Source organism: Bradyrhizobium sp. Rc3b (assembly GCF_900114915.1).
Classification (GTDB): domain Bacteria; phylum Pseudomonadota; class Alphaproteobacteria; order Rhizobiales; family Xanthobacteraceae; genus Bradyrhizobium.
The window spans coordinates 38,404-52,513 of sequence record NZ_FOUS01000024.1 but is presented as its reverse complement, the minus strand read 5'-3'; the positions used below and the strand labels follow the sequence as shown (position 1 = coordinate 52,513).

General features: G+C 66.1%; 10 protein-coding genes. 3 read left to right on the top strand and 7 right to left on the bottom strand.

What is annotated here, in order from left to right; all coding sequences use genetic code 11:
* The first annotated feature begins 120 nt into the window (after nt 1-120).
* From BM190_RS36895 to BM190_RS36880, 3 genes are all read left to right on the top strand, one after another.
* Nucleotides 121-627: a tyrosine phosphatase family protein gene (locus BM190_RS36895; protein ID WP_018323373.1), complete on the top strand. Its 507-nt coding sequence runs from the start codon at nt 121-123 to the stop codon at nt 625-627.
* A gap of 226 nt (nt 628-853) precedes the next feature.
* A complete protein-coding gene (locus BM190_RS36885; protein WP_177237510.1) occupies nt 854-1,822 on the top strand; it encodes an NUDIX hydrolase in 969 nt (322 codons plus the stop codon).
* Nucleotides 1,823-1,872: 50 nt separating this feature from the next.
* Nucleotides 1,873-4,575 carry a DUF2339 domain-containing protein gene (locus BM190_RS36880; RefSeq protein ID WP_092262453.1) on the top strand — a complete coding sequence of 901 codons (2,703 nt, stop codon included), beginning with the start codon at nt 1,873-1,875 and terminating at the stop codon, nt 4,573-4,575.
* A gap of 3 nt (nt 4,576-4,578) precedes the next feature.
* Here BM190_RS36880 and BM190_RS36875 read toward each other — a convergent pair whose 3' ends face one another.
* The 7 genes from BM190_RS36875 to BM190_RS36845 form a co-directional block, all read right to left on the bottom strand.
* Nucleotides 4,579-6,267 (bottom strand): methyl-accepting chemotaxis protein, encoded by a 1,689-nt coding sequence (locus tag BM190_RS36875; RefSeq protein WP_177237509.1) that lies wholly within the window; start codon nt 6,265-6,267, stop codon nt 4,579-4,581.
* A 279-nt stretch (nt 6,268-6,546) separates the two neighbouring features.
* On the bottom strand, nt 6,547-8,517 hold the full coding sequence (locus tag BM190_RS36870; RefSeq protein WP_092262446.1) for a methyl-accepting chemotaxis protein: 1,971 nt from the start codon (nt 8,515-8,517) through the stop codon (nt 6,547-6,549).
* A gap of 196 nt (nt 8,518-8,713) precedes the next feature.
* Nucleotides 8,714-10,450, bottom strand: coding sequence for a methyl-accepting chemotaxis protein (locus BM190_RS36865; RefSeq protein WP_092262613.1), 1,737 nt, complete (start codon nt 10,448-10,450; stop codon nt 8,714-8,716).
* 178 nt (nt 10,451-10,628) lie between these two features.
* A complete protein-coding gene (locus tag BM190_RS36860) occupies nt 10,629-10,895 on the bottom strand; it encodes a DUF6894 family protein (protein WP_092262444.1) in 267 nt (88 codons plus the stop codon).
* A gap of 164 nt (nt 10,896-11,059) precedes the next feature.
* Nucleotides 11,060-11,647 carry a hypothetical protein gene (locus BM190_RS36855; RefSeq protein WP_092262441.1) on the bottom strand — a complete coding sequence of 196 codons (588 nt, stop codon included), beginning with the start codon at nt 11,645-11,647 and terminating at the stop codon, nt 11,060-11,062.
* Nucleotides 11,648-11,760: 113 nt separating this feature from the next.
* Nucleotides 11,761-12,747, bottom strand: a complete 987-nt coding sequence (gene acuI, locus BM190_RS36850) for an acrylyl-CoA reductase (NADPH) (protein ID WP_092262437.1) — start codon at nt 12,745-12,747, stop codon at nt 11,761-11,763.
* Between the two features lie 41 nt (nt 12,748-12,788).
* On the bottom strand, nt 12,789-14,042 hold the full coding sequence (locus BM190_RS36845; protein ID WP_092262434.1) for an MFS transporter: 1,254 nt from the start codon (nt 14,040-14,042) through the stop codon (nt 12,789-12,791).
* Nucleotides 14,043-14,110 lie beyond the last annotated feature (68 nt).

Here is a 14,110-nt window from a genome sequence, read left to right as displayed (position 1 = left end):
TGGGCAAAGGCGCGCTTGCGCCGTGCCCACGTCCTTTCGCTTTTGCGACAAAGGTGGTGGGCACGCTCCGCTTTGCCCACCCTACGGCACCGGCTATACTCGGCGGCAAAAAGGTCCCCCATGATCCACGTCTGTTCCCTCGCCGCGCTTCCCGAAACCGTCCGCCTCACCAGGGCCAGCCACGTGCTGACCGTGATGGCCAATGTCGAGCAGGTGGCACGGCCGGTGTCCGTGCTGCCCGCCAACCATCTCAAGGTCTCGATGGACGACATCACCGAGGAGATGGACGGTTTCGTCGCACCGTCCGAGACCCATATCGATCAGGTGCTGAACTTCGTCCGCGGCTGGGACCGCAGTGCGCCGCTGGTGGTGCATTGCTATGCCGGCATCAGCCGCTCCACTGCGAGCGCGTTTGCGGCGGTGTGCGCGCTCAATCCGAACCGCGACGAGCTCGAGATCGCCAGGAAGATCCGCTCGGCTTCGCCGATCGCCTCGCCGAACCGGCGCATCGTCGGCCTTGCCGATCGTGCGCTGGGACGCGACGGCCGCATGCTGCGCGCGCTCGACGAGATCGGCCCCGGCGCGATGATGGTCGAGGGCCGCCCCTTCGTGATCGAGCTCGAATGACAGCTGCGCGCGACACCGCAGGTGCGCCCCGTCTCCCGCTTGCGGGGGAGGGTTGGGGAGAGGGTATATCCGCAAGCGAGGACCCCCGTGGGGAGAGAGCCCCCACCCGCCGCGCTCTTCGAGCGCGTCGACCTCCCCCGCAAGCGGGAGAGGTGCAGCGAGTTCGTGGAGAGGCCGGCCCAATCAATCGGCATATTTTTCTCTCACCGCCCGCGATATCAGCCGCATGAGCGAGACGCTGCTGACGCCGATCGAGATCGGCCTGACCGCGGCGATCGTCGCGATCGAGGGGCATGAGCCGCTGATCCTCACCGCGCGCGGCAATGACGGGCTTGCCGGCCTGCCGTTCGGCCCGTTCGACGCGCTCGCGCATCGCACCTTCGACATCGGCCTGCGCGCCTGGGTCGAGGAACAGGCGGGCTTGCGGCTCGGTTATGTCGAGCAGCTCTACACCTTCGGCGATCGCGGCCGCCATGCCGAGGCTGGCGACACCGGCGCGCATATGGTGTCGATCGGCTATCTCGCATTGACGCGCGCGGTGGACGGCGAGCTTGCAGCCAATGCGGCGAGCTTCGCGCCATGGTATCGCTTCTTCCCGTGGGAAGACCGGCGCGAGGAGCCGCCGGCGATCATCGCCCGCGACATCATTCCCGCGCTGACCGAATGGGCTGCGGAGGAGACGCCGGAGACGACGCGCGCGCTGCCGCGCAGGGATCGCGTGCGGTTCTATTTCGGCCTCGACGGGGCGGCCTGGGACGAGGAGCGGGTGCTCGACCGCTACGAGCTCTTGTACGAGGCCGGGCTGGTCGAGGAGGCGCGGCGCGACGGCCGCCCTGCGGCATTAGCGCGCAAGACGCTTCCCCCGCTCGGGACCTCGATGCAGTTCGATCACCGCCGGATTCTCGCTACGGCGATCGCGCGGCTGCGTGCAAAACTGAAGTATCGTCCTGTCGTCTTTGAACTTTTGCCGCCCGAATTCACACTTACCGAACTGCAGCATACGGTCGAGGCAATCTCCGGCCGGCACCTGCACAAGCAGAATTTCCGTCGCCTGGTCGAAATGGAAGCCCTGGTCGAACCGACCGGGGTGATGTCGACACAGACGGGCGGACGGCCGGCGGCGCTCTATCGCTTCCGGCGCGACGTGCTCCAGGAGCGGCCCGCGCCGGGCTTGCGCGTGCGCTCCCGGCGTTGACCCGACATACTATGTGACCGGCCCCTGCCCGCCGGTCGCCTGGAGGCTTTATGTTCGACGGCCCGTTTGACGTCTTTGCGTGGATCATTGCGATCGCCGCCTTCCTGATCGCGATCAAGGCCTCCAGCCAGGCGGCCGAGCTGCGCCGGCGACTGAATTCGCTCGAAGAGATGTTCTACGCGCAACGGCAGGTGCAGCCGCCGCCGCTCATGCCCGCGCAGGAGCCGGCGCCTGCGCCCGCAACAACGGCCGCCGAGCCGCCGCCGCTTGCACCCGAAGCCGAGCTGGCGCCGCCGCCACTCGTCACCGAAGAGCTTTCACCGCCGCCGCTCGAAGCGAGCCCCGCGGCTGCCGCACCACCTCCAGTGCCGGCTGCTGCGCCCGGCTTCGAGGAGCAGCTCGGCACCCGCTGGGTGGTTTGGATCGGCGGCCTGGCACTGGCGCTCGGCGGCTTCTTCATGGTGCGCTATTCGATCGAGGCCGGTCTGCTCGGCCCCGGCGTGCGCGTGTTCCTGGGCGGCCTGTTCGCAGCTGCGCTGCTCGGGGCCGGCGAGTGGTCGCGGCGCAAGGAAAGCATTTCCAACATCCAGGCGCTGCCGATCGCCAACATCCCGGCGATCCTCACCGCCGCGGGTACGGCGGTGGCGTTCGCGACCATCTATGCCGCCTATGCGCTCTACGGCTTCCTCGTGCCCGCCACCGCCTTCGTGCTGCTCGGCATCGTGGCCATGTGCACGCTCGCCGCCGCGCTGCTGCACGGGCCGGCGCTGGCCGGCCTCGGCGTGGTCGGCGCCTTCGTGACGCCGCTGCTCGTCTCCAGCGGCAAGCCGGATTATTGGGCCCTCTACATCTATCTCGCCGTCGTCACCGCCGCGAGCTTCGGCCTCGCGCGCATCCGGCTGTGGCGCTGGCTGGCGGTCACGACGATCGCCTTTGCCGTGCTCTGGATCTTCCCGGGTCTGGATAGCGAAGAGTTGCAGGTCGCGCCGCACGCCTTCCATGTCATCGCAGGCTTCGTGCTCGCCGCGCTGCTCGTCGTCTGCGGCTTCATGTTCGGCCCCAGCATCGAGGACGGCGAGATCGAGCCGGTCTCATCGAGCTCGCTCGGCGCCTACCTGTTCGGCGCCATGCTGATCGTGCTGTCGAGCGCACATGCGGATCTGGCGCTGATCGCGTTCACGCTTCTCGTCGGCGCGACGCTTCTCGTCGCCTGGCGTGCGCCGGCGGCGACCGGCGCGCTCGGTGCGGCCGCAGCGACCGTCTTCATCGTGTTCGCCGAATGGGCGGTGCGCGCCAATCCCGACATGCTGGTGCTGCCGGGCGGCCCCATCGCAGGTGTTGGACCGGCCGCGATCGACAGCTCGGTGACGCTGCATCTGGTGATGGCCGCGATCTTCGCCATCGGCTTCGGCGTTGCGGGCTTCCTCGCGCAGGGCCGCTCCAACTCTGCAATCATTCCCGTGGTGTGGTCGGCCGCAGCCGTCGCCACGCCGATCGCGATCCTCATCGCGCTCTACGCGCGCATCGCCCATCTCGACCGCTCGATCCCGTTCGCGATCCTCGCGGTGCTGCTTGCCGCCGCCTTCGGTGCTGCGACCGAAGCGCTTACACGCCGCGAAACCCGGCCGGGCGTCGCCGTCTCCACCGCCCTGTTCGCGACCGGCACGCTCGGCGCGCTGGCGCTGGCGCTGACCTTCGCGCTGGAGAAGGGCTGGCTCACAATTGCGCTGGCGCTGATGTCGCTCGGCACCGCCTGGATCTCGATGCAGCGGCCGATCCCATTCCTGCGCTGGCTCGCTGCCATCTTCGCCGGCATCGTCACCGCGCGCATCGGCTATGATCCGCGCATCGTCGGCGATGCTGTCGGTACCACGCCGATCTTCAACTGGCTGCTCTGGGGCTATGGCCTGCCGGCGGCCTCGTTCTGGGCCGCGAGCATCTTCCTGCGCCGCCGCGCCGACGATGCGCCGCTGCGCATGGTCGAGACTGCGGCGATCCTGTTCACCGCGCTGCTCGCCTTCATGGAGATCCGGCACTTTGCGACCAATGGCCGGATGACCTCGCCGCCGTCGCTGCTCGAATTCGCCCTGCAGGTCTGCGTCACGCTCGCGATGGCGATCGGGCTGGAGCGCTTGCGGCTGCGCAGCCGCAGCATCGTGCGCAATGTCGGCGCGGTCGTGTTGACGGCGATCGGCGGGCTCATCAGCGTGTTCGGCCTCCTGATCCTGGAGAACCCGCTGATCTGGCACATCGACGTCGGCGGCGCCGTGTTCAACCTGCTGCTGCTCGGCTATGCGCTGCCGGCGGTGCTGATGCTGCTGCTGTCCTACGCAGTGGTGGGGATGCGCGGCAAGGTCTACGCCAACACGATTGCGGGCGGCGCGCTGGTGTTCGCGCTCGCCTATGTCACGCTGGAGATCCGCCGCTTCTATCACGGCCCGATCCTCTCCACCGGCGCGACGACGGGCGCCGAACAATACACCTACTCGATCGGCTGGCTCGCCTTCGGCGTGGCGTTGCTGGGGGTCGGCATTCTCGTCAACTCGGAGCGCGCACGGCTGGCCTCGGCTGCCGTCATCGCGTTGACGATCCTGAAGGCCTTCGTCATCGACATGTCGACGCTCACGGGCGTCTACCGCGCGTTGTCGTTCATGTGCCTCGGCGTCGTGCTGGTCGCGATCGGCTGGCTCTACCAGCGCATCCTGTTCCGGCGGCAGGTCGCACCGCCGCCGGCTCCGCAGGCGAGCGCGTAAAGATCAGGCCGCGCGGACCGATTCCAGGAACTGCGCGACCTCGACCTTCAGGCGGGTGCTGTCGGTCGCCAGCGACTTCGCCGCCGAGAGCACTTCGCCCGAGGCCGAGCCGGTGTCGATCGCGCCGCGCTGCACGTCGGTGATGTTGGACGAGACTTCCTGCGTGCCGAGCGCGGCCTGCTGGACGTTGCGCGAAATCTCCTGCGTCGCGGCGCCCTGCTCCTCGACGGCGGCGGCGATGGCCGATGACACCTCGGACAACCGCTCGATGGTGCCGCCGATCTCCTGGATGGCGCTGACGGATTCCTGCGTTGCAGACTGAATGCCTGCAACCTGCGCCCCGATCTCGCCGGTCGCTTTCGCGGTCTGCTCGGCCAATGCCTTGACCTCGGAGGCGACGACGGCAAAGCCGCGACCGGCTTCGCCGGCGCGCGCCGCTTCGATGGTCGCATTCAGCGCCAGGAGGTTGGTCTGGCCGGCGATGGTGTTGATGAGTTCGACGACGTCGCCGATGCGGGAGGCCGCCTGCGACAGCGCGTTGACGCGATCGTTGGTCCGCGCCGCCTGCTCGACGGCTTCCGCGGCCATCCGCGCCGAATCCTGCACGCGGCGGCTGATCTCGGTGATCGAGGACGACAGCTCCTCCGAGGCGGACGCGACCGCCTGGACATTGGTGGAAGCTTCCTCGGACGCAGCCGCAACGACGGTTGCGAGTTGCTGGCCGCGCTGCGCCGTGCCGCTCAGCGTGGCCGCGGAGGCCTCGAGCTCGGTCGAGGCCGACGACACGGTCTCGACGACCTCGCCGATCATGGCCTCGAAATTGCGCGTGATGGCATCGACGCGGCGACCACGTTCGATCTTGGCCTCGGCGTCGCGTGCGGCCGCCTCATCGGCGGCTTTCTTGGCAACCAGCGCTTCCTTGAAGATCTGGAGCGCATCCGCCATCGAGCCGATCTCGGTCTTCTCGCCGCGATGCGGCACTTCGGCCGAGAGGTCTCCTTCGCCGAGCGACTGCATCGGACGAATGATCGAGGCGATGCCGCGAGAGACGTCGCGCACGAGATAATAGGCGGCGCCGATCGCGATCACGACCGACAGCACGATGATGCCGACCAGGACGCGGAAGATGGTGGCGTAGCTGTCGGCCGCCTGCCTGGTCTCCAGCTCGGCGCCCTGGTTATTGAGCTCGATGCCCTTCTGAAGCAGGGGATCGGCGGCCTGGGCCATCTTGGCGACCTTGGTCTGCAACATCTCGTTGGCGTCGGTCGGGAAGCGGCCGACGCTCTTGCGCGACAGCGCCATCGTCTCCTGCACGCCGTTCAGATATTCGCCCCACGCCTTGCTCCATTGCTCATAGAGCGCGCGCTCTTCGGCGGCCGTGATCAGCGGCTCGTAGACCTTGCGCGTCTTCTCGATGCGCTCACGCAAGCCGGCCAGCCGCTTCTCGGCGGCTTCCTTGCCTTCGGCGGTGTCCTGCATCAGGTGCAAACGGAGCGCGACGCGCAGCTCGTTGATGTCGGCGCGCATGGACCCGAGCGCACGCACGCTCGGCAGCCAGCTCTGTGCAATCTCGACCGTGTGAGCGTTGATATTCTGCATGGTGCCGATCGCCGTCACGCCGACCCCGGCGAGCGACAGAACGAGGACCGACAGCACGGTCAGAAGCTTGAAAACGATCGACAACTTCGACATCACACAAATCCCGATGATACCCTGGCAGCGCGCACGTCACCCGCGCCGCAGGCGTCACGACGGACGACCGGGCGAAGGTCAGTTCAACAATGCTGGCTGGTTCTTATCCCGTAAGATTGCGCCCCATAATTGCAAGCAGGCGTTAACAGGAGCCTACGTAAAACTACGGGTCGGTCTCGTCGGGCGTTATTTTCTCCGCAACCGTCTCTTGCTGCTGCAAGGACACCTCGTGCTGCGATGCGAAACACGACGCACCACCACATGCACCGGACGACCGCCTCAGGCCGCCCGTACTGATTCCAGGAAGCGCGCGACCTCGCTCTTGAGCCGGTTGCTCTCCTGCGACAGCGACTGCGCGGCCGAATGCACCTGCGCCGAGGCAGCCCCGGTTTCGCCGGAGCCGCGCTGGACGTCGGCGATGTTCGACGAGACTGCGGAAGTGCCTTGCGCGGCGTGCTGGATGTTGCGGGAGATCTCCTGCGTGGCGGCGCCCTGTTCCTCCACCGCAGCGGCAATGGTCGACGAGATCTCCGACATCTTCGCGATGGTGTCACCGATCTCCTTGATCGCGCCGACGGACTCGTCTGTCGCAGTCTGGATCGCACCGATGTGCTGACCGATCTCGCCGGTGGCTTTCGCGGTCTGCTCGGCAAGCGCCTTCACTTCGGTCGCGACCACCGCAAAACCCTTGCCGGCTTCGCCCGCCCGCGCCGCTTCGATCGTCGCGTTGAGTGCCAGGAGGTTGGTCTGCGCGGCGATGGTGTTGATCAGCTCGACGACGTCGCCGATGCGGGAAGCCGCCTTGGTCAGTTCGGCGACGCGCGCATTGGTGCGCTGAGCCTGGCCGACGGCGACGTCGGCGACACGCGCCGATTCCTGCACCTGGCGGCTGATCTCGGAGACCGAGGAGGTCAATTCCTCACTCGCGGACGACCCCGACTGCACGTTGGCGGACGCCTCCTCCGAGGCCGCCGCCACGGCGGTGGCAAGCCCATTGCCGCGCTCGGCGGCGTGGGTCAGCGTGTTCGACGACGCTTCGAGCTCGGTTGCCGCCGACGACACCGTCTCGATGATCTCGCCGACGGCGCCTTCGAACGTATCGGCGAGCCGTTGCATGTCGAGCTTGCGCTGCTCTCGCCCACGCGCGTCCGCTTCGGCCTGCTCGGCGCGCAGTCGCTCGGCTTCCGCCATGTTGATCTTGAAGACCGCGACTGCGCCGGCCATCTCGCCGATCTCGTCGTTGCGGCCGACGCCGGGGATCACGACGGAGGTGTCACCGTTTGCCAGACCGGTCATCGACCGCACCATGGCGATCAGCGCGGTCGAGATCGAGCGGCCGGTGAAGAAGGACACGCTCCCCACCAGCAGGATGGAGCATCCGAGTGCGACCCACATCCAGAGCTTGATCGAGGCCCGCATCGACTCTTCGGCGGCCTTCGCCGCGTCATATCGCTGACTGACGGTCTTTTCGATCTCGTCGAGCACGGGCTCGATGGTGCGGAATTCCTTGGACATCGCCGAGCCGTGCGCGGCCAGATCCTGCGCGCCGGCTACCCACGCCACGAAGTCGTCCTGGTATTTGGAGAGCTTCTTGCCGATATCGGCCTTGACGGCCGGCGGGATCGCCGACGCCTCGACTTGCCCGGAGAATTCCGTCGCCGTCTTCTTCAGGGCGTCGAGGTATTTCGGGTCGCGGCGCAACATGAAATCTTTCTCGTGACGACGCATCGTCAGCATGCCGCTGGTGAGCCTGGGATCGTCGACGTCCTTGAGCTTGGTCTCGATGTCGTGCACCGCCGTGCGCAACGAGCCTGACAACCCGAGGGTCTCGTTCAATCCAAGCTTGACCTCGGCCCGTTCGACGGCCGCGAATTCGCTCACATATCTCTCGAACCCGGTGCGGACCAGTGACGCCTTTTCCCCGACTGCCGCGTACCCTGCCGCACGCGTCGCGCTGCCGAGACGATCAAGATTGTGGGTAATGTTGGAAGCAAGTTCGGCGTGACGCTTCGCATAGGACTGATCGCGGCGAAGCTGGAAATCCTTCTCGGCCCGGCGCGCTTCGAGCAATTGATGGGTGATCCGCTGGTTCAGATCGGACAGCCTGCGCGCCTCTTCGGCGGCGTCGCGAGACGTGTCCTGGGAGAGGCTGCCAATCTGGTAGATCGTGCCGAAGGCGACGAGCCCGATGAGGCCGAACAGTCCGATCGCCATGACCTTGTGAGTGAGGCGAATGGAAATGCCACTCATGAATGTGCTCCAACGATTGAGACGCAATACGCGAAGGACGACTCAGCATCCGGGAAATTGCGGCAATCATGACTGCGTCGCTTTTCCGGAAAGTTAACCCCGCGCGCCAAGGGTCGCGGCGTCGAATTACGAACGCGCGCAACCGCCGCGCAGTCACGCGGCGGTTGCAAGCAGATCTGCCGAGGAATGTCGCGGTTCAGGCGGCGCGCACGGTGCCGAGAAACTTGCCGACCTCGAGCTTGAGGCGGTTGCTGTCGCCGGACAGCGATTGCGCCGCCGCCAGCACCTGCGAGGATGCCGAGCCGGTTTCGCTCGCGCCATGCTGCACGTCGGTGATGTTGGAGGACACCTGATGGGTGCCCTCCGCCGCCTGCTGCACGTTGCGGGAGATCTCCTGCGTCGCCGCGCCCTGCTCTTCGACGGCAGCCGCGATGGTCGAGGAAATCTCCGACAGCTTCTCGATGGTGTCGCTGATGTCCCTGATGGCGCCGACCGAATGCTCGGTCGCGGTCTGGATGCTGGCGATCTGCTGGCCGATCTCGCCGGTCGCCTTCGCAGTCTGCTCGGCGAGCGCCTTGACCTCGGAGGCGACGACGGCAAAGCCGCGGCCCGCCTCGCCGGCGCGCGCGGCCTCGATGGTCGCATTGAGCGCCAGGAGATTGGTTTGGCCGGCGATGGTGTTGATCAATTCAACCACGTCGCCGATCCGCGCCGCCGCCTTCGACAACTCGCCGACGCGGTCGGTCGTGGTGCGGGCCTGGCTGACCGCTTCGCTGGCGACGCGCGCGGATTCCTGCACCTGGCGGCTGATCTCCGTGATCGACGACGACAGCTCTTCGGTCGCCGACGCCACCGACTGCACGTTGGTGGACGCCTCTTCGGAGGCGGCAGCAACCATGGTGGTGAGTTCCTGTCCGCGCGCCGCAGTCGACGTGAGCGTCGACGCAGACGCTTCCAGTTCAGTCGCGGCCGATGACACGGTATCGACGATCTCGCCGATCGCCGCCTCGAAGCCATCGGCCAGCCTGGACATCTCGGCCTTGCGTTGCACGGCTGCAGCCTGATCCTGCCTGATCTTGGCCTCGGCCTCCTCGCGCGCCTTCTGTTCGGACACGATCTTGAACTTCTCGACAGCCGCCGCGACACCGCCGACCTCGTCCTTGCGGCCGAGACCGGGCAGCACCACGGAAAAGTCGCCGCCGGCGAGCTTGTCCATGGCCACCGTGAGCGCGCGGATCGGCCGTGCGATGGTCAGGAACGACGTGAGCCAGGAGCCGAGGAGGACGAGCGCCGTGAAAGCGCCGATGACTATTGCGATATGCTCGCTGGACGCCATCTCCCGCGCGGAGGCCGCAATCTCCTCTTCGCTTCTGTGCCTGGCGACGTCGGCAATCTGATTGGCAGCCTGGTCTATCTCGCCTGCGATCGGCAACGTGACCTCGCGGGCGAGACGCGTCCCCTCATCGACGAGCTTGGCGAGGCGAGTAGCGGCATCCTCACCCGTGAGAGCCAGGGCGGCACCGCGCACGGATGCGAGCTGCTGAGCTCCCTTGAGGTAGTTCGCCGTGAGGACCTTGAGCTTCTCTATCCTCGCGCGGTTTTCCGGCACGTGCGAGAGCGTGAGCATTGCGTCGGCAACCTTCACCAAATGACCGGCGCGTTCGACCAGCGCGTCGCGCGCCTTCTGCAGTCCATCTGAATTATTGGCGAGGCGGATGTCGCGTGCGGCGAGCTGCATGGCGCGCGCCGCGAGCTTGGATTCGACTGCCTCGCGTGCGAGCTCCTGCTGCTCGGACGCCGTCTGGCTGGACCGGCGCACGTTGCCGTTTCCGATCACCTGACCTGCTATCATCGCGAGGACCAGGAGGATGCCGACCGCCGATGAGATCGCCAGCTTGGTCCCAATCCGCAAATTCTGAACGAGGCTCAACATCGGCATGCTTCCCCTAGGGAATGCGCGGCCGAGTCATTGCCAGCCGCCCTCGGCGTTGATCGCCCTTGTCCAAAAAGTATGCGTTCACCATTCCAATTTGGTTAACGCGGCCTCCCGGCAAATACGGGATCGGTAGGAAAACCCCTTGAATTTCAGCACGGTATGCGCGCTTAACAGGTTAATCACACGCAGTGATAGGACCCCCGCCCCGCTGCGTTACGCTCTCACCGACGAGACTGATGCGGAAGACCGGCTTCTTGTCCTCGTCGAGCAGCTCCATGCACCACTCGGCGTTCGGCTTCAGGCTGCGCGCGATGCCGCCGAGCAGATTGGCGCAGACCTCGGTCATCTCGGTCCAGGCGGCTGTGCGGTCCTCGAATTCGTACGGCTGGTCGGCGGCGCCGGAATAGCGACCGGTGCTGATGCGGAAAAAGTACAGCGACATCGTTGAACCCTTTTATCGGGCCGCGCCCCCCGGCCGTCCGCAAACTGGCGCGCGAACAGCTACCAACGCATGAAAGCCGCCGTCCGTATGACTACGGCGCGGCGGCTTGGCGTTCGATGAACGTCTTCAACAACAAAGTGCGCGGACCGTCCCGCGCAGCCGACTCACTGGGTGGAACGGCGCAGCTCCAGCGGGCCCTCGTTCTTGGCGGGCTCCGACTTCACCGGCTCGAGCCGGCTGCTCTCGACACGCGGCGTCTCGACGCGCGCGGCAACTTCGGTGTTGGACGCGCCGACGGAACCGGTGTGCTCTGTCCTGTGCAGCGAGCGCGGACGCGCCGCAGCGCGCGCCATCAGCATCTGGTTGCCACCCTGGTGATGGAAGTCGCAATAGGCGAAGCCCATCCCCGACACCGAGCCGCGGAAGCTGCGATCGTCGGTCTTTTCCAGGTTGAAACAAGGCTCGAATGGAATGCCCTTGATCGAGGCGCAGACATTCTGGCCACGGATCTGGAGCGTATTGCCGGGCAGGCGGAGATGCTTGACCGGGCCCGCGCCGGAGAACTGCACCGCACCGGCGGCGCCGAGATCGTCCAGGATGCGGCCCGCGCCGCGGGTGCCGTCGAAACAGGTGAAGGCAAACACTTTGCCTGCCACGAAGCGACGCGCCTCGTCGGCGTTCATGCTTCCGGCAAGGGCCGGCGCAAACGTTGCTGCCGCCGTGACAGCCCCCAACACAATACGCGCAAGCATGCTCAACTCCGAACTAACCCCCGCGGCGGGCGATGCCTTATCTCTTTACCCGCTGCTTACCATACTAACCATGGCGACATTGAAGCAGCTTGGTTGGTAAAGTCTGAACGCCGTTAGACAATTTTTACCACGATGCGGCCGCGGACCTGGCCGGCCAGGATTTTTGCGCCCCACTCCGGTACCTGATCAAGAGGAATTTCGTGAGTGATTTCAGATAGTTTAGTCCGATCAAGATCTGACGCCAGGCGCTGCCAGGCGGCTTTCCGCGGCTCGATCGGGCACATCACGGAATCGATGCCGAGAAGGCACACCCCGCGCAAAATGAAGGGCGCGACGGATGACGGCAGGTCCATGCCAGCGGCCAGGCCGCAGGCCGCGATGGCCCCGCCGTATTTCGTCATCGAGAGCAGATTCGCCAGCGTGGTCGAGCCGACGCTGTCGACGCCACCCGCCCAGCGCTCCTTAGCGATCGGCTTAGCCGGCGCCGACAATTCGTTGCGGTCGATGATTTCGGCTGCTCCGAGATGCTTCAGATAGTCGGCCTCCGAGGCTCGGCCGGTCGAGGCGATGACGTGGTAGCCGAGCTTCGAGAGCACGGCGGTGGCGACCGAGCCGACGCCACCGGCAGCACCCGTCACCACCACAGGGCCGCTCTTCGGCGAGAGACCGTGCTTCTCGAGTGCCAGCACCGAGAGCATCGCAGTGAAGCCGGCGGTACCGATTGCCATGGCATCGCGGGCCGACAGGCCTTGCGGCAAGGCGACCAGCCAGTCGCCCTTCACCCGTGCCATCTCGGCATAGGCGCCGAGATGGGTCTCGCCCATGCCCCAGCCGGTGCAGACGACCTTGTCGCCCGCTTTCCATTGCGGATGCGAGGATTGCTCGACCGTGCCGGCGAAGTCGATGCCGGCGATCATCGGGAAGCGGCGCACCACCGGCGCCTTGCCGGTGAGCGCGAGGCCGTCCTTGTAGTTCAGCGTCGACCATTCCACGCGGACGGTGACGTCGCCGTCCATCAGTTCGGCTTCATCGAACTGCGTCAGCGCGGCAGTGGTGCCCTTGTCCGCCTTGTCGATCCGGATCGCCTTGAATGTGGCCACAGCTGAACTCCCTGACTGGTTTGACCGGGATGTTTAGCCGATCAGGCAGGCTGCGCAACCGCCCGAACGACAGGTTTCTCCACGATCGGAAGATTGATCAGCGCGGAAAGCACGCCGAACAGGATCGAGAGCCACCAGATCGGCGTATAGGAACCGAAGCGTTCGAAGACGATGCCCCCTAACCAGACACCGAGGAAGCCGCCGACCTGATGGCTGACGAAGGCAAAGCCGTACAGCGTCGCAAGCCAGCGCGTGCCGAACATCAGCGCCACCAGCGCCGAGGTCGGGGGCACCGTGGACAGCCAGGTCAGGCCGGAGACAGCACCGAACGCGATCGCCGAGAACGGCGTGATCGGGAACGAAATGAAGGCGAGGGTTGCGAGCGCACGCGTGAAGTAGATGGCCGAGAGGATGTAGCGCTTGGGTAGCGAGTTCTGGAGATAGCCGACGCTGAGCGAGCCGATGATGTTGAACAGGCCGATCGCCGCGATCACCCAGCCTCCGGTTTGCGTCGAGATGCCGCGATCGACCAGGAAGGCCGGCAGATGCACAGTGATGAAGGCGAGCTGGAATCCGCAGGTGAAGAAGCCGAGCACCAGCAGCACATAGGAGCGGTGACCGAAGGCTTCGGCGAGCGCCCTGGTGATGGTCTGCTCATCCGCCGGCGTCGCACTGGCCGTAGTTGCAGCCGGCGGCGTCGAGAGCGCCAGTGACAGCGGGATGATCAGCAGCATCAGGAAGCCGAACACGGAGAGGGCCTGCTGCCAGCCGAAATTGTCGATCAACGCGACGCCGATCGGTGCGAACAGGAACTGCCCGAATGATCCCGCGGCCGTGCCGGCACCGAGCGCGAGGCCGCGCTTTTCGGCCGGCAGCAGCTTGGTGAATGCCGACAGCACCAGATTGAACGAGCAGCCGGCGAGTCCGAAGCCGACCATGACGCCGGCACCGATGTTGAGCGACAGCGGCGTCGAGGAATAGCGCATCAGCAAGAGGCCGCCGGCATAGAGCAGCGCCCCGACGCACATCACCCGGAACAGGCCGAAGCGATCGGCGACCGCGCCGGCGATGGGCTGACCCAGTCCCCACAGCAAATTCTGAAAGGCGATGGCGAGGCCAAACACGTCGCGGCCCCAGGAGAATTCATGGCTCATCGGCTGCACGAAGAAACCGAGCGCCGAGCGCGGGCCAAAGCCGAGCATGCCGATCGCGCAGCCGCACAAAATGATGACGGCGGGGGTACGCCAGCTGGAGGAACGTGAGGCCGGAGCGAGTTCGCCCACTGATGTCGACATGGTATTTCCCCGTCTGTCATTGGCGGATTCGCAAAGAGGCGGCCGCGAATGCGTCATTTAATGCATTT